This window comes from Flagellimonas amoyensis (assembly GCF_003058265.1).
Taxonomy (GTDB): domain Bacteria; phylum Bacteroidota; class Bacteroidia; order Flavobacteriales; family Flavobacteriaceae; genus Flagellimonas; species Flagellimonas amoyensis.
In genome coordinates this window covers 84,267-103,497 of the sequence record NZ_QBUK01000013.1, presented here as the reverse complement: position 1 = coordinate 103,497, position 19,231 = coordinate 84,267, and the positions used below count along the sequence as shown (strand labels likewise).

The window sequence follows — 19,231 nt, the reverse complement described above, 5'->3', positions numbered from 1 at the left end:
CCCTATACCAAAACTTCAACTTATATTTGCAGCCTCAAAATAGATAGTATTCAATGAAAGCCGGTATTGTAGGATTGCCCAACGTAGGAAAATCAACTTTGTTCAATTGCCTTTCCAATGCAAAAGCACAAAGTGCCAACTTCCCATTTTGTACCATAGAACCCAACATTGGCGTGGTGAACGTGCCCGACCAGCGTTTGGAAAAATTGGAATCTATGGTCAATCCAGAGCGTGTGGTACCTGCAACGGTAGAAATTGTGGACATTGCCGGTTTGGTAAAAGGAGCCAGCAAGGGTGAAGGTTTGGGCAACCAGTTTTTGGGAAATATCCGCGAAACCGATGCTATCCTACATGTTTTGCGCTGTTTTGACAATGACAATATCGTACACGTGGATGGTTCCGTTAACCCTATCCGTGACAAAGAGACCATCGACATGGAGCTCCAGTTGAAGGATTTGGAAAGTGTGGACAAAAAGCTTGAAAAAGTAAAAAGAGCCGCCAAAACCGGAAACAAGGAAGCCCAAAAGGAAGAAGCCATACTCAACGCCATCAAACAAGGACTGGAAGCTGGAACTTCGGTCCGTGCCATCGAGATCAGTGAAGAAGATCGTGACGAATACGTCAGACCCATGCAATTGATCACCGACAAACCCGTAATGTATGTCTGCAATGTGGACGAAGGTTCGGCCACTACGGGGAATGCGTATGTGGAAAAAGTAAGGGAAGCCGTGGCCAATGAAAATGCGGAAGTGATTTTCTTGGCCGTAGGTACCGAAGCCGATATCACCGAATTGGAAACCTATGAAGAACGCCAGATGTTCTTGGAAGATTTGGGCCTTTCCGAGCCAGGTTCGGCCAAACTGATCCGCGGTGCCTATACATTATTGGATCTTGAAACGTATTTCACTGCAGGTGTCAAAGAGGTGAGGGCGTGGACCATTCCTGTCGGGGCAACTGCTCCCCAGGCTGCCGGGGTGATCCATACCGATTTTGAAAAAGGCTTTATCCGAGCTGAGGTCATTTCGTATGATGACTATATCAAATACGGCAGCGAATCCAAAGTAAAGGAAGCTGGCCGTATGCGGGTAGAAGGCAAGGAATACATTGTGAAAGATGGTGATATCATGCACTTTAGGTTCAATGTGTAAGCACTGACCGTTGTAATTCCATCCATTTCCATTCGCTAAAAAATTTGAACCAAGCATAGCTTTGATACATGTCAAACAAAGGCTTGGGTATTCTCTATGGGATTTTTGGGGTGATTCTCTTTTCCTCAAAGGCCGTCATGGTGAAACTGGCCTACGAATACCATGTGGACACCTTGGATCTGCTCTTGTTCCGGATGCTCTTTTCGCTCCCATTTTATATTTTAATCCTTTTTCTGATCCAGAAGAAAAAACCATCCGTCCAAATCAAACCAAAAGATTATGCTTGGTTGTTCCTTTTCGGGTTTGTGGGCTATTACTTGGCCAGCTATTTTGATTTTTTGGGGCTGAATTACATCAAGGCCGGATTGGAACGGATCATTTTGTTTGTATATCCTACCATTGTCGTATTTCTTTCTTGGCTATTTTTCAAACAGAAAATCACTAGAATCCAAACCATTGCGATCATCATCACCTACCTAGGAGTGGTCATCACCTTTTGGAGTGAATTGGACATCAGCGGGAACGGAGTGCTATGGGGTGGCTTTTTGGTACTGCTGAGCGCCATCACCTACGCTTCCTATTTGGTGGGCAGTGGTTGGCTGATTCCCAAATTTGGGATGTTGCGGTTTACGTGCTTCGCCATGATCGTTTCCACGGGATGCATCTTTCTGCATTACCTCATTGCGGGAAACTGGCAACTTTGGGAATATCCCTTGCCTGTATATCTTTACGGCATTGCCATGGCCATTTTGGCCACTTTGATCCCTTCTTTTCTGGTCTCGGCATCCATTGAACGCTTGGGGGCCTCCAATTTTTCCATATTGGGAAGTTTGGGTCCGGTTTCCACCATACTCTTGGCTTTTGTATTTTTGGACGAAAGATTGACGTATTGGCAATTACTTGGAATGATGGTGGTGATTTTTGGGGTCACCTACCTCTCCATACAGCAAAAAAAGAGGGCTAAGGCTTGATGTATATTAACAATCGAAGGTTTTCATTGTTGATTACTTTCTTGGTTCCAGGCCTTAATTTTTGCCCCTAAATTTTATATTAGCAAGGATTAACCCTTATTGATTCATGGCAGAAACCCAGTATACAGAGGATAATATTCGTTCCCTGGATTGGAAGGAGCATATTCGCATGCGTCCAGGGATGTACATTGGTAAATTGGGCGATGGGTCGTCCGCCGATGATGGCATCTACATATTGCTCAAAGAAGTGATAGACAACTGTATCGATGAATTTGTCATGGGTGCAGGGAAAACCATCGAGATCACCATAAAGGACAATTTGGTGAACGTGCGGGACTATGGCCGTGGCATTCCTTTGGGAAAAGTTGTCGATGTGGTCTCCAAAATGAATACCGGGGGCAAGTACGACACGCGTGCCTTCAAAAAATCCGTCGGATTGAACGGGGTAGGGACCAAGGCGGTCAACGCCCTTTCCACATTTTTTAAGGTGGAATCGAACAGGGATGGACAATCCAAATCCGCTGAATTCCATATTGGAAACCTCGTCAATGAAGAGCTTTTGGACGAAACCTCCCGAAGAAGGGGCACCAAGATCAGTTTTACGCCTGACGATACCATTTTCAAAAATTACAAATACCGGAACGAGTATGTGGAACGCATGCTCAAAAATTACGTATACCTCAATCCCGGACTCACCATTGTTTTCAATGGCGAAAAATACCAGTCCGAAAATGGGTTGAAGGACCTGTTGGAGGACAACAACAACGAGGACGATTTCCTCTACCCGATCATCCACCTGAAAGGAGAGGATATCGAAGTGGCCATGACCCACAGCAAGACCCAGTACAGCGAGGAGTATCATTCCTTTGTGAACGGACAGCACACCACCCAGGGCGGAACGCACCAGGCAGCCTTCCGGGAAGCAGTTGTGAAGACCATCCGCGATTTTTATGGCAAGAACTATGATGCTTCGGATATTCGGAAGTCAATCATTTCGGCCATTTCCATTAAAGTGATGGAGCCCGTGTTCGAAAGTCAGACCAAGACCAAACTCGGTTCCACTGACATGGGAGGCGAACTGCCCACGGTCCGTACCTATATCAATGACTTTTTGGGCACCTATCTGGACAACTACCTGCACAAGAATCAACACACAGCGGAAGCACTTCAGCGTAAAATCGTTCAAGCGGAGCGGGAGCGAAAAGAACTGTCCGGAATTCGGAAATTGGCAAGGGAGCGCGCCAAAAAAGCAAGTCTTCACAATAAAAAATTACGCGATTGCCGTGTCCATCTTCAGGATATGAAAAGCGACCGTCGATTGGAGAGCACCCTTTTCATCACAGAAGGGGATTCCGCTTCAGGATCCATCACCAAATCAAGGGACGTGAACACCCAAGCCGTGTTCAGTCTTCGTGGAAAACCGTTGAATTCCTACGGCATGTCCAAAAAGATTGTGTACGAGAATGAGGAGTTCAATCTGCTGCAAGCCGCATTGAACATCGAAGAATCCATGGAAGATTTGCGATACAACAATATCGTGATCGCTACCGATGCCGATGTGGACGGGATGCACATCCGTTTGTTGTTGATCACCTTCTTTCTGCAGTTCTTTCCAGAATTGATCAAGGAAAACCACCTCTACATTTTGCAGACCCCACTTTTTAGGGTGAGGAACAAAAAGGAGACCATCTATTGCTACAGCGAAGAGGAGAAAAGGAACGCCATCGTAAAATTGACAGGAAAACCCGAAATCACAAGGTTCAAGGGACTGGGCGAGATTTCTCCTGATGAGTTCAAGCATTTTATTGGTGACAATATCCGTCTGGAACCTGTAATGCTAGACAAAGCGATGAGCATAGATAACCTCTTGGAGTTCTACATGGGGAAAAACACTCCGGACAGGCAGGAATTCATCATAAACAACCTTAAAGTGGAACTTGATCTGATTGAAGAAAACCAACTATAGAACAAATAAATGCACACCCTTCTAAATGGAAGAGAACGAAGAATTGAACGATGAAGGCTTAGGGAGCCCCGATAATTCCCAGGACAGCTTGGTGAAGGTAACGGGCATGTACAAAGACTGGTTCTTGGACTATGCCTCCTATGTGATTTTGGAGCGTGCAGTGCCCGCCATCGAGGACGGTTTCAAACCAGTGCAACGAAGGATCATGCACTCCCTAAAGGAATTGGACGACGGGAGGTACAACAAAGTGGCCAATGTGGTAGGCCATACCATGCAGTACCACCCCCATGGTGACGCCAGTATTGCTGATGCCATGGTGCAGATCGGCCAAAAGGACCTGCTGATCGATACCCAAGGAAACTGGGGGAATATCCTGACCGGGGACGGGGCAGCAGCACCTCGTTATATCGAGGCAAGGCTTTCCAAATTTGCCCTGGAGGTCATCTACAGTCCAAAGATCACAGAATGGCAACTTTCTTACGATGGCAGAAAAAAAGAACCCGTCAACCTTCCCGTAAAATTTCCATTGCTGTTAGCGCAAGGAGCCGAGGGAATAGCCGTGGGACTTTCCACCAAAATATTGCCCCACAACTTCATCGAACTCATTGACGCATCCATAAAACACCTAAAAGGACAACGGTTCACCCTTTATCCTGATTTCCCGACTGCGGGAATCATCGATGTCACCAACTACAACGAAGGATTGAGGGGCGGAAAGGTACGCGTCCGGGCCAAAATATCGACCTTGGACAAGAACACCTTGGTCATCAACGAGATTCCCTTTGGGACCAACACCTCCAGTTTGATCGATTCCATACTGAAGGCCAACGAAAAAGGAAAGATCAAGATCAAAAAAATAGAGGACAACACCGCGGCAGAAGTGGAAATATTGGTCCATCTTCCCCCAGGATTGTCCCCGGACAAGACCATTGATGCCCTCTATGCCTTTACGGCATGTGAGTCTTCCATCTCACCGTTGGGCTGTATCATCGAGGACAACAAACCTTTGTTCATCGGGGTCAAGGAAATGCTGGAACGCTCCACCGATAATACCGTAGAGCTACTTAAAGCAGAGCTTGAAATACAGTTGGGTGAACTGGAAGAACAGTGGCACTTTGCGTCCCTCGAACGCATATTCATCGAGAACAGGATCTATCGGGACATTGAAGAAGAAGAGACCTGGGAAGGCGTGATCGCCGCCATTGACAAAGGTCTGAAACCACACACCACACACCTTAAAAGGGCTGTGACCGAAGAAGATATTGTTCGGCTGACCGAGATTCGGATCAAGCGGATTTCCAAATTCGATTTGGAAAAGGCCCAGCAACTCATCGAAAGCCTTGATGAAAAAATAGCCCAGACCAAACACCATTTGGAACATTTAGTGGAGTTTGCGATCGATTACTTCAAGGAACTCAAGAAGAAATACGGTGATGGCAGGGAGCGTAAATCAGAGATCAGGATCTTTGATGACATCGAGGCCACCAAAGTCGTCATCCGCAATACCAAACTCTATGTGAACCGTGAGGAAGGTTTTATAGGTACCTCTTTGAAACGGGACGAATATGTGGCGGATTGCAGCGACATTGACGACGTGATCGTCTTTACCGAAAAAGGGGAGATGATGGTCACTAAAGTGGACTCCAAGGTCTTTGTGGGCAAGAACATCATCCATGTGGCCGTGTTCAAGAAAAAGGACAAGCGCACGGTGTACAATATGATCTACAAAGAGGGCAAAGGCGGCCCCAGCTACATCAAGCGGTTCAATGTCACCAGCATCACCCGCGACAAAATGTATCCTTTGGCCAGCGAAAATGCTTCTTCGGAAGTACTCTATTTTTCCGCAAACCCCAATGGAGAGGCCGAAGTGGTCACCGTGTTGCTTCGCCAATCCGGCAGTATCAAAAAACTGAAATGGGATCTAGATTTTGCCGATGTACTCATCAAAGGAAGAGCATCCAAGGGAAATTTGGTCACCAAGTACCCGGTCAAGCGCATCGAACTGAAGGAAAAAGGCGTATCCACCCTCAAACCCAGAAAGATTTGGTTCGATGACATTGTCAGCCGATTGAACGTGGATGGAAGAGGCGAACTCCTTGGGGAGTTCAAGGGCGATGATCTTTTACTGGTCATTGATCAAAAAGGAACGGTGAAGACCATTCCACCCGACCTGCTCACCCGTTTCAGCGATACTATGGTGGTCCTGGAAAAGTGGAATCCCGACAAACCTATTTCCGTTGTCCATTACGATGGGGAAAAAGAACGCTATTATCTCAAACGCTTTTTAGTGGAAAGCCCGAACAAGGAAGAACAGGTCATCTCCGAAAACCCAAAATCCTTTATGGAAATGGTGACCACGGACTGGAGACCCGTTCTGGAGGTTGAGTTTGTGAAACCGCGTGGGAAAGATGCCAAACCCAATCTGGAAGTGAATGTGGAAGACTTCATATCCATTAAGGGAATCAAGGCTTTGGGCAATCAATTGACCGCGGAAAAAGTAAAGGGCATCAACGTTTTGGATCCATTGCCATTTGAAGAGCCGGAAGAGGTGAGTGCAGAGGACATGGAAGTAGTGGACGAGGAACCAATAGACAATTCTGATGACGATATAACCACAAAGAATGACGGTTCTGACCAAACCTCTTTGTTTTGACGCTTTTTCTGCCTATTTTGTCGCAAGAGTTACACACACATCTAAAACAGACAGTTTAAAACCTCTTTATGGACTTCACTAACCCGCTGGTTTACGGCGTACCCGTTTTTATTGCCTTTATTTTACTGGAATTGACATATAGCAAGGCGCATGGGGACGATCACATTTACAATTGGAAAGATTTGGCCGCCAGTGGTTTCATGGGAGTAGGGTCCGCCATTTTGGGCCCGCTCTTCAAAGTGGCCTTCGCCATAGTCCTGTTCGAAGGGGTTTACGAACTCTGCAATCCTATGGTGAATGGGGTCAGGACCAATTTTTTGGGTTACGAATCCTTTGGTTATGTCTGGTATATTTGGATCATCTGCCAACTGGCCGATGATTTCACTTATTATTGGTTCCACAGGGCCAATCACGAGATCAGGATTCTCTGGGCGGCGCACATCGTACACCATTCCTCTGACAACTTCAATTTAGGGACCGCCGTTCGGAACGGATGGTTCACCATTCTCTACAAACCTTTTTTCTATGCATGGCTGCCTGCTATCGGCTTCCCACCGGAAATGGTAGTGGTCTGTTTGGGTATCGAAGCCTTGTGGCAGTTCCAGCTACATTCCGTCTACGTGCCCAAATTGGGCTTTTTGGAAAAGTTCATGAACACACACACCATGCATCAGGTTCACCATGCCCAAAATGTGGAATACCTGGACAAAAACCACGGTGGGTTCCTCAGTATTTTTGACAAGATGTTCGGTACGTGGAAAGAACTGGATGACGATATCGATGTGAAATATGGCGTGATCCATTCCCCTGACTCCTACAATCCCGTGGTCATCTTGACCCATGAATTCAAGGATATCTGGAACGATGTGAAGAAAGTGGACAAGCTATCCCATAAATTCATGTACATTTTTGGCCCTCCGGGCTGGAGCCATGATGGCAGCACCCTCACCGTGAAACAGCAACAACGGATGTGCAAAAAGCACAAAGAAGCCAACCCTGAACTTTTGTTCCAGCGGCCAAATTAGATCCATTTAAACCTTATTGGGTTTTGTGGGCCGTGCCCTTGAATTTTTTTGTGTCCCCAACAACACCGTATTCAAAAGTATAGGAAGACTCTGTGGTGCTCAAGATTTTGATGTGGATGGATTTTTCCTCCGCCTTGTTCTTTGGGTTCAAATTCTTCAGGACATACTCGCAATCGTTGATCCATCGGATGGAAGATGAGTCCTTTTTTCCTTCAAACTCATCCACTTCAATATCCATGGTCCTATGAAAAGTGGTCGTTTTTTCCTCCCCGTTGATGGTGGCGGTAAAGGTGAACGTGCCTGTTTTAAAATCGGTACAGTTGCGCTGGGGAGCTTCTCCGCAAGCTAAAAAGAAGGTCAGGACGAGTCCAGAAAAGAAATATTTTACCATAACACAAAGAAACGGAAAGAACTCGAACGGGTCAATCTTTTTTGTCCCGATAGGTTTGAAATGTCCCGTCCTCAAACAACAGCACAACGCGATGGGGCGCATTAGGGGTGATTTCCTTCTTAGCTGGTGGTGGAACTTCAACCGGCTGATCAGCCACTTTTTCCTTAGGGAAGACCATTTGATTGCTTTCCGGTTTTACTGAAGTACTTTCAGGAAAGCTGCCCTCGCCCTTTAATAGCCAATACAGGTTTACCTCGGGGTAGGCACCGACCAGTTTCATCACAAAATCCAAACTAGGCTTGTTCCTGCCGCTGAGCAAGTGTGAAATGCTGGAACGTTGCACTCCGATCTCATCAGCAAAAGCAGAGACCGACAAGCCATAGTGGGCGATCACAGCCTGAATCCGGGAAATTATTTCCTCATCCACAAATGTAAATTTTCATTCTTCAAATGTACAAACCAGATTTCAAAAGCGAGAAGAGAATCCTTGATTTATTTTCAATAATTCAAATAAATACATCACATAAGCCAACTTATACTACTGATATTTAATTCATTAAATGAATAACCATTTAAATAATTTACAAATGTGCCCGAATTATAGATTTCACTCCTCAATTGACACACAATTGTAAACTTTTGCAACATCTAATAATTACAATTGTAAAATAATACATGGTTATTTTTGTGGACAAATAACACAAGTAGTGATTGATCATTCAGTATATAAAGAGCTATCGATAAGCGATAGGTACATTACCCAAGAAATGTTGGAAGAAACCTGTTTTTCCAAATTACCCCTTCCTTTAAGGGAAATTGGAAACTCCGTGGCCGGAAAAACCCTTTATGCATTCACTATGGGAAATGGCAGCAAAAAGGTTTTGATGTGGTCCCAAATGCACGGGAATGAATCCACGACCACAAAAGCGGTTTGGGACTTGGTCAATTACCTACAATCCAAGGACCCTATCGCTGAACAGATATTGGAGCGCTGTACACTGATGATTGTCCCCATGCTCAATCCGGATGGTGCCAAGGCGTACACCCGAGTAAATAAGAACGATGTTGACCTTAATAGGGACGCCAAGATGCTCACCCAACCCGAAAGTGTGGCATTGCGACAACTCTTTGAGGAGTTCCAACCTGATTTTTGTTTCAATCTACACGATCAACGAACCCTTTTCAGTGCAGGTACCACGGACAAGCCTGCCACAGTTTCCTTTTTGTCCCCTGCCAGCAATGAAGCTCGGGATGTGACCCCTACGCGTGAGACGGCCATGAAGATCATTGTGTCCATGGACACCTTGCTCCAAAAGCTCATTCCAGGGCAGGTGGGAAGGTACGATGACGGGTTTAACGACAACTGTGTGGGCGACGCCTTCCAGATGACAGGCACACCAACTATTCTGTTCGAGTCCGGACATTTTCCCGGGGATTATGAAAGGGAAAGAACCCGGGAATATATTTTTCACGCCCTCGTCGAGGCATTGCGAACCATTGCTTTGGACCAAATAGAACATTTCAGTTCCGAAGATTATTTCAAAATCCCGGAGAATGATAAACTTTTCTTTGATGTTCTGGTGAAGAATGCTGGCATCCTGAACCCGGAATTTGACGGTGAATTGGTCGGAATTCGCTATAAAGAAGTGTTGGAAGGGAAAAAAATCATTTTTGAACCCGAAATTGTTGAAAGCGGGCCGCTTGAAGGGTTTTACGGACACAAAACCCTAGAATGTGTTGATTCCAAGGATTTTGCTACAGGAATTTCGGACACCAAAATTGTTAATTTACTGCTCCAAACCAAGAAATAAGCAACTATTCATCGAGCATTCTTGCATTTTATTTAAAAAAGCACCATTTTTATTACGTAAATTTCCTCATTTCATTAATTTTGCTGAAAATTTCAAGATAATGAACAAAGTTAAGCTAGACGAAGTCGACCACCAGATATTGGACATGTTGATAGACAACACCCGTACACCCTTTACTGATATTGCCAAGAAATTGTTGATTTCAGCAGGTACGGTCCACGTCAGGGTCAAAAAAATGGAAGAAGCAGGAATCATCCGAGGCTCTTCGCTAACCCTGGACTATGTGAAACTGGGCTATTCCTTTATAGCGTATGTGGGCATTTTTCTAGAGAAGACCCACCAGACGAAATTTGTGTTGGAAAGACTCAATCAGATTCCCTACGTAACCGTTGCACATATCACCACAGGAAAATTCAATATTTTCTGCAAGATCAGGGCCAAGGATACCACCCATGCCAAGAACATCATCTTCAAGATCGATGACATTGACGGTATCAGCAGAACGGAAACCATGATTTCGTTGGAAGAGAGCATCAACGATAAAAAACGTTTGATGCACACCATCTTCAACGAGATGTAATCTACTTGCCAAAGGACCATGTTTCTTTCAGAGTTGCCCACTTCTGATTATAATCCGTATTACCATACCTACATCATGGCATTGGGAGAGGTTTCCCTAATGGATGCTTTGTTGGTAGGTAAGGAGGGTTTTTTGTCCCTTTTGGAGAAAATACCAGAAAGTAAGCTCTCTTTTGCCTACGCCGAAGAAAAATGGTCCTTGGCTGAAGCCTTGGTACATATGATAGACACTGAAAGGATCTTTCAGTACCGGGCGCTCCGCTTTGCCCGAAACGACAAGGTTGATTTGCCTGGATTCGATCAAGATCTGTATGTACCTTATTCCAATGCCGGTTCCAGGACCGTTCAGGATTTGATGGCTGAATACAGGGCCGTTCGGGATTCCACCATCACCCTTTTCAAGTCTTTTGATGATGAGGCGCTCAAGCGGAAAGGGGTTGCCAGTGGGTCCCCTATGAGTGTCAGGGCAATGGGATTCATCATCAGTGGCCATCAGGCACACCATGTCCGGATCATAAAGGAGCGCTACTTGTAAGATCAGGACGTGTTATCCATCATTCTGCGTAGTAGTCGAACGCCTTATGGAAGAGTTCCTCGGGCACTTTGATGTCCGTGACCGCATCACCGATGGATTGAAGGAGTACAAAATTGACATCGCCGTGGGAATTCTTCTTGTCGTATTTCAGGAGTTTCAATATGGCATCGATATCATCCCCATTGAAGTCCACTTTTTCAAAATAGTGCAAAAATGTTTCCTTGATCTCTTCCAATGACAATTTGGGCAATCCCTTGAGCTCATGGGATATGTAACCCTCCAAGATCATTCCGATAGCGATGGCCTCTCCATGAAGAAGGGTTTTCTTCATGGGATTCTCAAGGCAATAGGATTCAATCGCGTGCCCCAAGGTGTGCCCATAATTCAAGATCTTGCGCAATCCTTTTTCTGTAGGGTCTATCAGCACCACATCGTTCTTGATGGCGATGGACTTTTGAATGCTGGAAGCTTCCGAAAAGTTGCTTTTTTGTTTCAAATCGGCCCAGTAGGCTGCATCCCTGATAAGTCCATGCTTTAGCATTTCCGCATACCCGCTGATCACTTGTCTTTTCTCCAGTGTTTTTAGAAATTCTGGGAACACCAGCACCATTTGGGGTTGGTTGATGACTCCGACCTGGTTCTTCAAGACACCAAGGTCAACACCGTTTTTCCCGCCAATGGATGCATCCACCATGGAAAGTAGGGTAGTGGGAATGTTGATGAAATCAATGCCCCGCTTGAATGTGGAGGCCACAAACCCACCAAGATCGGTGAGCACCCCACCTCCAAGATTGATCAAGAGACTCCTACGGTCCCCGTCAAAATTGGACAGAGATTCCCAGACCTGAAGACAAGTGTGGATGTGCTTGTTCTCTTCCCCGGGTTCAATCTCAAAAATGGAATCAATGGGCGCTGTGAACATTTCCTTGAACGCTGGCAGGCAATGTTTCTTGGTATTGGTATCGACCAAGAGAAATATTTTGGAGTAATTCTTTTTGGCAATATGTTGGTTCAGGGCCGCTTGCGCCAACTCCCCGATATGTACTTCGTAACTTTGTGATTTGACCGATTCCATAATTTCAATTTCACCACTAAATAAAGACTATTTTTATAGAAAAGGTTATTGATTCCGTACTTATATTTGGATCTTAAATAGATTACAAATAATGTTGCCGAATTTTGAGAATACCGCAATAGCTTTTGAGCTAAAGACCGACTCCCAATTGGAGCGTGCCTACTTCCTTTTTAAGATGATTGCCAACGAGCCCCTAGTGCGTATAGGTACTGCGGTGACCAACTTTGCCATAAAGGCCCATCTGCCTGTGGAAGGTCTGATACGGGCCACTGTCTTTGACCATTTTTGTGGCGGGGTGAACGAAGAAGATTGTCTTCCCATCATTGATAAAATGTATGAAAAGGGGGTTTGTTCCATTCTCGATTATTCGGCTGAAGGCAAGGAGGTGGACAACCAGTTCGATTTTGCCATGGAAAAGACCTTGGAAGTACTTGATTTTGTCAAGGAAAAGGATGCCATCCCTTTTGCGGTGTTCAAGCCTACCGGTTTTGGTCGATTCAAACTGTTTGAAAAAGTAAGTGCCGGGGATGTGCTGACCGATGGCGAAAAAGCGGAATGGGGCAGGTTGGTGAACCGGTTTGATAAAGTTTGCAAGAAAGCCCATGACCTGGACGTTTCCTTGCTCATTGATGCGGAAGAAAGTTGGATGCAGGATGCTGCCGATGACTTGGTGCTGGAAATGATGCGCAAATACAACAAAGAAAAAGCCATTGTCTTCAATACCTTCCAAATGTACCGCTGGGACCGATTGGGTTATATCCAAAAGCTGAGGGACATTGCCGCTACGGAACAATTCTGTGTAGGAGCCAAAGTGGTGAGAGGAGCCTATATGGAAAAAGAGAACGACAGGGCCAAGGAGAAAGAATACCCGACCCCCATCTGTGCCTCCAAAAAGCAGACGGATGAAAACTTTGATGCCGCCATTGATTATATGATGGAAAATTTGGACCGGTTTGTACTCTTTGCCGGAACCCACAACGAGCAGAGCTGTCTCAAATTGATTTCAAAAATGCAGGAGAAGGGCATAGCGCCTTCGGATAGCAATGTTTGGTTTGGTCAACTCTTCGGGATGAGTGACCACATCACCTATAATCTCGCCGCATTGGGATACAATGCGGTAAAATATGTGCCCTACGGCCCTGTGCGTGATGTAATGCCCTATCTGATCAGAAGGGCAGAGGAAAACACCTCGGTCGCCGGACAGACTTCAAGGGAATTGGCCTTATTGCAAAAAGAACGGAAGCGCAGGAAGTTGGATGTTTAGTCCAATAGGGCTGTATTTTGAATGATCAGTCCTTCTTGACAGTTTCTGATCTGCAGTTCCATATTCCGGTCCGCAATCTTTTTTGAAACATAGTAGACCTTACAGGGTTCTGCCTTGGTGTCACTTTTCCTAAAATCCACATTCCCATCGGCCAAAATGGATTTGACCATCAGGGTGTCCCTATATGCTTCTGGAACGGCATCTCCAAAGGAGATGGGTTTGGAGCGCATGTCCTTCAATACCCTGCAATTGGGAAAATAACAGAAGTCCATGCCTTCTCCCCCGGATTTTTTCTTCAAGAAGAACACCAAAAATACAATTCCAATGGAGAGTCCTACCAAGTACCATCCCAATCGCCTTAAAAATCCCATGCGTGTTTAAAAAATAAGAAAGTTAATATCGTTATAGCTCAGCCCAAACCATTCACCCACCGATTTGTTGGTCAGGATGCCGTGGTACATATAAAGGCCACTGCGAAGGCCCTTATCGAACCGTAGCGAATGTTCCAAGCCGCCATCTTCGCCAATTTTGAGCAGGTAAGGTGTAAAAATATTGCTAATGGATATGGAAGAGGTCCGTGGATAACGGGACGGTATATTGGGCACCCCGTAATGGATGACCCCGTATTTTTCAAAAGTGGGCTTGGTGTGCGTGGTCACTTCCGAGGTTTCAAAGCACCCGCCCATATCTATGCTCACATCAATGATCACCGCGCCTTTTTTCATGTTCTCCACCATGGATTTGCCCACTACGATCGGGGAGCGGTCCTTGCCTCGTGTAGCGCCAATGGCCACATCACAGCGCTTCAAGGACTTTATCAGGTTCTTGGGCTGGATGGTGGAGGTATAGACAGTTCGGTTCAGGTTGGTCTGTAGGTTTCGCAGCTTGCTGATGGAATTGTCGAACACCTTAATGTTGGCGCCAAGACCCAAAGCCGACCGTGCCGCAAACTCCCCAACAGTCCCTGCGCCAATGATCACCACTTCCACAGGAGGCACACCGCTGATGTTCCCGAACATCAACCCATTGCCCTTGCCAGTGGCGGCCATCAATTCCGAGGCAATGAGGATGGAGGAAATACCCGCAATCTCGCTCAGGGAACGCACGGCGGGATAGTTTCCATCGTCGTCCTTGATAAATTCAAAGGCGATTGCCGTAAGCCTTTTTTTGGCCAGCACTTCAAAATATTCTTTTCGTTGGGTCTTTATCTGGAGGGCAGAAATGATGATGGTCTGGGGGTTCATCAAATCGATTTCCGACAGGGTAGGAGGCTCCACTTTTAGGAGGATGGGGCACGAAAATACTTTTTTCACATCCCTTGTGATCTCTGCTCCGGCATTGGTGTAGTCGATGTCCGAAAAATTGGCACCATCCCCGGCCCCTGATTCCATGAGCACCCGATGTCCATGTGCCGTGATGGCATTTACGGCATCGGGGGTAAGGCAGACCCTTTTCTCCTGATATTGGTTTTCCCTGGGGATTCCTATAAAAAGTTCGCCCTTTTGTTTGAGGACCTCTAAAGTTTCTTCTTGGGGCAGCAATTGCTGTTTGCTAAAAGGGGAAGAAGGCTGGTTCATAAGCAGTAAATCTGTTCTTCATACCAAAGGTATTTAACAAATTTACATTTTTTTTGAAAGGGTCTTTTGTCGTAGTTCGAGTTTCTCCCTTTCCTTTCGCAATTCCTCTTTTTCCTTCAGTATTTGAAGTTCGGTGTCCATGGCATCCAAATCAATGCCGTGCACGTGTTTGTCCACCAGTTTCAACCTGATGAAATACACGACAGGGACCACGACCATGGTAACGGCAATCACATAAAGGATTTCATTTTCATCCACTTTTTTAGAAGCAAAGTTCAACGCGCTATAAAGTTGGAAACTATACATCGCAATGGGAATGAGTATGGCATGGTACCACCAGTTCTTTGACGTTACGAACCAAATGACCAACAAGAGCAACGGGACCAGCTTGCTGAAATAATAATAAAATGCGGTACTGACCAGTTGAAATCCATTCTCACCAAACTCAATGCCTAAAAATGTCCAAGAAGTGGCGTTTGGGGGAAGGTATTTGTAGCAATAGAACAGCAAAGGGGTAATAGCAATAAACAATGCCAAAACTCCTTCAATTATAAAGCGTTTTCTGACTGTAGACTTCTCATTCATCATGTTGATAACTGGAAAAGCCTGAATTTATTGTAAAAAAAATCCCTTTTCGAAAAAAGGGATTAATTTTTACTGGAGACCAGAACGATTATAGTTTTATAATCTTGTCCTTGTCGATGCTTGCTGTTTGGTTGCTGTCAGACTTAACAACGTTAGTAGAAACAGCGGTCATTGCCAAAAAAGCAACAGCTAGCAATCCAAAAAAAACTTTTTTAGTGTTCATCGTAAAAGAGTTTTTGGTTAATAAATGAATTCATTCACAGAACAAATGTAGGAAAATATTTCAACCTGACCTACGTTTCATCGATAAAATTGGGTTTTTAACCTAAAAAACATTCCTTTTATCGAATAGTACTTGTTCTGTACAATAATTTCGTTGAAGATAGGTCAATCGAGTTTTAAGAAATATTTAACTCGATTGAGCGCGTGCTTTCATCGATAAAGTGCAAGAATACACCCACAGCGTCTTCAGGAATCAACGACTCGATTTTTTCCGGCCACTCAATGAACACCCAGACACCTTGGGCGAGGTAATCCTCAAATCCCATGTCCAGCGCCTCGCTTTCATCGTTCAATCTGTAAAAATCAAAATGATAGGCGATGAGTTTGTCATTTCCACCTCGATACTCGTTGACCAATCCAAAAGTGGGGCTATTGGCCTCGTCCACAGCACCGAGTTCTTTCATCATGGCCTTGACCAACGTGGTTTTTCCAACACCCATTTCCCCATGAAAGCAAAGGACATTTCCCGGGGCGGTCCCAATGATTTCTTTGGCCACGTCACGGATTTCGTTCAATTGAAAAGTTTTCTTCACTGTTCCATCATTTTGCTTCCAAAACTACAAAAGGAACAATCATTTCTTCCAAGGAAACCCCTCCATGTTGATATGTATTTCGATAATAGCCCACATAATGGTTGAAGTTGTTGGGGTAGGCAAAGAAAAGATCATTTTTTGCAAAGATGAAACTACTGCTCAGGTTGATGTTGGGCAGGTGAATTTCCTGCGGATTTTTGGTAGCCAGCACTTCTTTGTCCTCGTAGGTGAGGCTCTTTCCTGTTTTATAGCGGAGGTTCAGACTGGTTTCCCGATCACCGATCACTTTTGAGGGCTGCTTCACGTTGATGGTGCCATGGTCCGTGGTCAAAATGAGCTTCATGCCCAAGGCCTGTGCCTGTTGGATGATTTCGAGCAAAGGGGAGTTCTTGAACCAACTCAACGTAAGGGAGCGATAGGCCTTGTCATTGGAGGCCAATTCCTTCACCACCTCCATTTCGGTCTTGGAATGGGACAGCATGTCCACAAAATTATAGACCACCACCGTGAGGTCGTTTTCCTTTTGGGATTTGAAGTTCTGGGCCAGTTGCTTGCCCTGTTTCAGGTTGTTGATCTTATGGTATTCCCATTTCAGGTCCAGTCCCAATCGCTTCAGTTGCGCCCCAAGGAACTCGGCCTCAAAAAGGTTCTTGCCCCCATCATCCGTATCATTTTTCCACCAATTGGGATACTGTTTTTCCATGTCCAAGGGCATCAATCCGGAGAAGAGTGCATTTCGGGCATATTGCGTAGCGGTCGGGAGAATACTGAAATAAGCACATTCCTGTTTCTTTTTATAATGTGCGGAAAGAATCTCTTCAAAAGCCATCCATTGGTCGTACCGAAGATTATCGATCACCACCATCAAGGTTTTGCCTTCTTTCAGTTCGGGCTGCACCTTGTTCCGGAACAGGGTATGCGACATGATGGGGGCATTCCCCTCCTTGAACCAGCTTTTGTAGTTTTTGTCCACAAACTTGCCAAACTGCGAATTGGCCTCCACTTTTTGGGACTCCAAGATTTCGAACATCCCGGTATCCTCTATATGTTCCAATTGAAGTTCCCAATAGATCAATTTTTTGTACAGATCTACCCATTCCTCATGGGAGTTGACCATGGAGAGGTCCATGGCTATCTTTCGGAATTCCTGTTGATAATTGGAGGTTGTCTTTTCCGAGATCAATCGGGAGTTGTCCAAACTTTTCTTTAGAGAGAGTAGTATCTGGTTGGGGTTCACGGGCTTGATCAGGTAATCCGCGATCTTGGAACCAATGGCCTCATCCATGATGTATTCCTCTTCACTCTTGGTGATCATGACCACTGGAATGGAAACGTCGTACTTTTTGATTTCTGTCAAAGTTTCCAGACCGGATATGCCCGGCATGTTCTCATCCAGAAAAACAATATCGAAAAATTGTTCCCTGAGTTCCTCCAGGGCATCCTGTCCGCTTTGGCTGGTGACCACTTCGTAGCCCTTGCCTTCCAAAAAAAGTATATGTGGTTTGAGCAGATCTATCTCATCATCTACCCAAAGAATTGTAATCTTGTTCATATAGTGATTATCTTTGTGGGATAAAAACAAAAATCCTTGGTAAAAACCAATAAGCTTAACGTTTTTAACGATCCAATTTACGGTTTTATTGGAACTCCCAACGAACTAATTTTTAGACTCATCTCCCATCCTTATTTCCAAAGGTTGCGGAGAATATCCCAAATGGGCCTTTCCTATTTGGTGTATCCAGGGGCCCATCATACCCGATTTCACCATGCTTTGGGGAGCATGCATTTGATGACAAGGGCGATACAGGTCCTGAAGATGAAAAATGTTGAGATCACGGACGAGGAAGAAAACGGGTTGCTCTGCGCCATATTGCTGCACGACATGGGCCACGGTCCATTTTCCCATGCATTGGAAGGCGTCGTGGCGAAGGACCTGAGCCATGAAAAGCTATCGTTGCAATTCATGAAAGCCCTCAATGATGAATTCGACGGTCAACTGGAAACCGCCATTTCCATCTTTAAGGGCGATTATCCCAAGCCTTATATGAACCAACTGGTGTCCAGCCAATTGGACATGGACCGTTTGGATTACCTGAAGAGGGACAGCTTCTATTCAGGGGTCACCGAAGGCAACATCAATTCCGAGCGACTCATTTCCATGCTCAATGTGGTCGATGGCAATCTGGTGGTAGAGGAGAAGGGCATCTATGCCGTGGAGAAGTTCCTCATGGCCCGAAGGTTCATGTACTGGCAGGTATATCTCCACAAAACAGGTTTGGCTGCCGAACAATTGTTGATACGGGTAATGCAGCGTGCCAAATTATTGCTTGCCAAGGGAGAGGAACTGTCAGCAAGCCAATCGTTGTTGTTTTTCCTGAAACAGGAAGGGGCGATTGTCTTCAACACGGAGATTCTTGAAAAATTTGCCCAGTTGGACGATGTGGACATACTGAGCGCCATAAAATCATGGCAGTTACATGATGATTTTGTGCTTTCCAGAATGTGCCAGATGCTGCTCAACCGGAAATTATTGCACATCAAAATCAAAAAGCGCCCCACCGATCCAGAAAAAATGAACGGAAAATTGGAAAGAATCATGCAAAAACACGATCTTTCACTCGAAGAAGCCTCCAACTTTGTATTTGAGGGAGAAATATCGAACAAGGCCTATAGTATGGAACAACAGGCCATTTACATTCTCAAAAAGAGTGGAAGAATAACCGATGTGCTCAAAGAATCCGATCAGCTCAGTTTGAAGGCACTTTCCAAAACCGTTACCAAATATTACAGCTGCTACCCGAAGGAAGCTGTTTGACAAATTTTGTTACTTTTGCAC

Annotated in this window: 18 protein-coding genes; 10 read left to right on the top strand and 8 right to left on the bottom strand. The window is 45.3% G+C overall.

Features of this window, described 5'->3' with window-relative positions; translation table 11 throughout:
* The first annotated feature begins 53 nt into the window (after positions 1 to 53).
* The 5 genes from ychF to DB398_RS16650 all read left to right on the top strand — a co-directional run bounded on the left by ychF (position 54) and on the right by DB398_RS16650 (position 7,763).
* Positions 54 to 1,148 carry a redox-regulated ATPase YchF gene (gene ychF, locus DB398_RS16670; protein ID WP_108425591.1) on the top strand — a complete coding sequence of 365 codons (1,095 nt, stop codon included), beginning with the start codon at positions 54 to 56 and terminating at the stop codon, positions 1,146 to 1,148.
* A 68-nt stretch (positions 1,149 to 1,216) separates the two neighbouring features.
* Positions 1,217 to 2,119 carry a DMT family transporter gene (locus tag DB398_RS16665; RefSeq protein ID WP_108425590.1) on the top strand — a complete coding sequence of 301 codons (903 nt, stop codon included), beginning with the start codon at positions 1,217 to 1,219 and terminating at the stop codon, positions 2,117 to 2,119.
* 106 nt (positions 2,120 to 2,225) lie between these two features.
* On the top strand, positions 2,226 to 4,085 hold the full coding sequence (locus DB398_RS16660) for a DNA topoisomerase IV subunit B (RefSeq protein ID WP_108425589.1): 1,860 nt from the start codon (positions 2,226 to 2,228) through the stop codon (positions 4,083 to 4,085).
* Between the two features lie 25 nt (positions 4,086 to 4,110).
* A complete protein-coding gene (locus DB398_RS16655; RefSeq protein ID WP_108425588.1) occupies positions 4,111 to 6,738 on the top strand; it encodes a DNA gyrase/topoisomerase IV subunit A in 2,628 nt (875 codons plus the stop codon).
* 68 nt (positions 6,739 to 6,806) lie between these two features.
* Entirely contained in the window at positions 6,807 to 7,763 is a 957-nt protein-coding gene (locus DB398_RS16650) for a sterol desaturase family protein (protein WP_108425587.1), read from the top strand.
* A 13-nt stretch (positions 7,764 to 7,776) separates the two neighbouring features.
* Here the strand turns inward: DB398_RS16650 and DB398_RS16645 are convergent, their stop codons facing one another.
* Together DB398_RS16645 and DB398_RS16640 are read right to left on the bottom strand one after the other, a co-directional pair.
* On the bottom strand, positions 7,777 to 8,154 hold the full coding sequence (locus DB398_RS16645) for a DNA topoisomerase IV (protein ID WP_108425586.1): 378 nt from the start codon (positions 8,152 to 8,154) through the stop codon (positions 7,777 to 7,779).
* 31 nt (positions 8,155 to 8,185) lie between these two features.
* Complete coding sequence (locus DB398_RS16640) at positions 8,186 to 8,581, bottom strand: helix-turn-helix domain-containing protein (protein WP_108425585.1); 396 nt, start codon at positions 8,579 to 8,581, stop codon at positions 8,186 to 8,188.
* 280 nt (positions 8,582 to 8,861) lie between these two features.
* On the opposite strand from DB398_RS16640, the gene DB398_RS16635 reads away from it, so the two are divergent.
* The 3 genes from DB398_RS16635 (at position 8,862) to DB398_RS16625 (ending at position 11,079) form a co-directional block, all read left to right on the top strand.
* The gene (locus DB398_RS16635; RefSeq protein WP_108425584.1) at positions 8,862 to 9,965 is read left to right on the top strand and encodes a M14 family metallopeptidase; all 1,104 of its coding nucleotides are present in this window, start codon (positions 8,862 to 8,864) and stop codon (positions 9,963 to 9,965) included.
* Between the two features lie 100 nt (positions 9,966 to 10,065).
* Positions 10,066 to 10,545, top strand: coding sequence for an Lrp/AsnC family transcriptional regulator (locus DB398_RS16630; RefSeq protein ID WP_108425583.1), 480 nt, complete (start codon positions 10,066 to 10,068; stop codon positions 10,543 to 10,545).
* 18 nt (positions 10,546 to 10,563) lie between these two features.
* Positions 10,564 to 11,079 carry a DinB family protein gene (locus tag DB398_RS16625; RefSeq protein ID WP_108425582.1) on the top strand — a complete coding sequence of 172 codons (516 nt, stop codon included), beginning with the start codon at positions 10,564 to 10,566 and terminating at the stop codon, positions 11,077 to 11,079.
* 19 nt (positions 11,080 to 11,098) lie between these two features.
* Here the strand turns inward: DB398_RS16625 and aroB are convergent, their stop codons facing one another.
* Entirely contained in the window at positions 11,099 to 12,154 is a 1,056-nt protein-coding gene (gene aroB / locus DB398_RS16620; RefSeq protein WP_108425581.1) for a 3-dehydroquinate synthase, read from the bottom strand.
* A 91-nt stretch (positions 12,155 to 12,245) separates the two neighbouring features.
* Between aroB and DB398_RS16615 the strand changes: the two genes are divergently transcribed.
* Positions 12,246 to 13,418, top strand: a complete 1,173-nt coding sequence (locus DB398_RS16615; protein ID WP_108425580.1) for a proline dehydrogenase family protein — start codon at positions 12,246 to 12,248, stop codon at positions 13,416 to 13,418.
* On the opposite strand, the gene DB398_RS16610 is transcribed toward DB398_RS16615, so the two are convergent.
* The 5 genes from DB398_RS16610 to porX form a co-directional block, all read right to left on the bottom strand.
* The gene (locus DB398_RS16610; protein ID WP_108425579.1) at positions 13,415 to 13,789 is read right to left on the bottom strand and encodes a hypothetical protein; all 375 of its coding nucleotides are present in this window, start codon (positions 13,787 to 13,789) and stop codon (positions 13,415 to 13,417) included. The two genes, DB398_RS16615 and DB398_RS16610, sit on opposite strands and share 4 nt — an antisense overlap.
* Before the next feature lie 6 nt (positions 13,790 to 13,795).
* A complete protein-coding gene (locus DB398_RS16605; protein ID WP_108425578.1) occupies positions 13,796 to 14,995 on the bottom strand; it encodes an alanine dehydrogenase in 1,200 nt (399 codons plus the stop codon).
* Positions 14,996 to 15,037: 42 nt separating this feature from the next.
* The gene (locus DB398_RS16600; protein WP_234416359.1) at positions 15,038 to 15,532 is read right to left on the bottom strand and encodes a hypothetical protein; all 495 of its coding nucleotides are present in this window, start codon (positions 15,530 to 15,532) and stop codon (positions 15,038 to 15,040) included.
* Positions 15,533 to 15,978: 446 nt separating this feature from the next.
* Positions 15,979 to 16,395: a tRNA (adenosine(37)-N6)-threonylcarbamoyltransferase complex ATPase subunit type 1 TsaE gene (tsaE, locus tag DB398_RS16595; RefSeq protein ID WP_108425577.1), complete on the bottom strand. Its 417-nt coding sequence runs from the start codon at positions 16,393 to 16,395 to the stop codon at positions 15,979 to 15,981.
* A 7-nt stretch (positions 16,396 to 16,402) separates the two neighbouring features.
* Positions 16,403 to 17,947: a T9SS response regulator signal transducer PorX gene (gene porX, locus DB398_RS16590; protein WP_108425576.1), complete on the bottom strand. Its 1,545-nt coding sequence runs from the start codon at positions 17,945 to 17,947 to the stop codon at positions 16,403 to 16,405.
* 36 nt (positions 17,948 to 17,983) lie between these two features.
* Between porX and DB398_RS16585 the strand changes: the two genes are divergently transcribed.
* The gene (locus DB398_RS16585) at positions 17,984 to 19,210 is read left to right on the top strand and encodes an HD domain-containing protein (protein ID WP_108425575.1); all 1,227 of its coding nucleotides are present in this window, start codon (positions 17,984 to 17,986) and stop codon (positions 19,208 to 19,210) included.
* Positions 19,211 to 19,231 lie beyond the last annotated feature (21 nt).

Coding starts and splice junctions, on each gene's coding strand:
- aroB (WP_108425581.1), bottom strand. CDS start 12,154: ATGGAATCGGTCAAATCACAAAGTTACGAAGTACATATCGGGGAGTTG.
- DB398_RS16660 (WP_108425589.1), top strand. CDS start 2,226: ATGGCAGAAACCCAGTATACAGAGGATAATATTCGTTCCCTGGATTGG.
- DB398_RS16655 (WP_108425588.1), top strand. CDS start 4,111: ATGGAAGAGAACGAAGAATTGAACGATGAAGGCTTAGGGAGCCCCGAT.
- DB398_RS16650 (WP_108425587.1), top strand. CDS start 6,807: ATGGACTTCACTAACCCGCTGGTTTACGGCGTACCCGTTTTTATTGCC.
- DB398_RS16665 (WP_108425590.1), top strand. CDS start 1,217: ATGTCAAACAAAGGCTTGGGTATTCTCTATGGGATTTTTGGGGTGATT.
- DB398_RS16630 (WP_108425583.1), top strand. CDS start 10,066: ATGAACAAAGTTAAGCTAGACGAAGTCGACCACCAGATATTGGACATG.
- DB398_RS16605 (WP_108425578.1), bottom strand. CDS start 14,995: ATGAACCAGCCTTCTTCCCCTTTTAGCAAACAGCAATTGCTGCCCCAA.
- ychF (WP_108425591.1), top strand. CDS start 54: ATGAAAGCCGGTATTGTAGGATTGCCCAACGTAGGAAAATCAACTTTG.
- DB398_RS16645 (WP_108425586.1), bottom strand. CDS start 8,154: ATGGTAAAATATTTCTTTTCTGGACTCGTCCTGACCTTCTTTTTAGCT.
- DB398_RS16625 (WP_108425582.1), top strand. CDS start 10,564: ATGTTTCTTTCAGAGTTGCCCACTTCTGATTATAATCCGTATTACCAT.
- DB398_RS16615 (WP_108425580.1), top strand. CDS start 12,246: ATGTTGCCGAATTTTGAGAATACCGCAATAGCTTTTGAGCTAAAGACC.
- porX (WP_108425576.1), bottom strand. CDS start 17,947: ATGAACAAGATTACAATTCTTTGGGTAGATGATGAGATAGATCTGCTC.
- DB398_RS16610 (WP_108425579.1), bottom strand. CDS start 13,789: ATGGGATTTTTAAGGCGATTGGGATGGTACTTGGTAGGACTCTCCATT.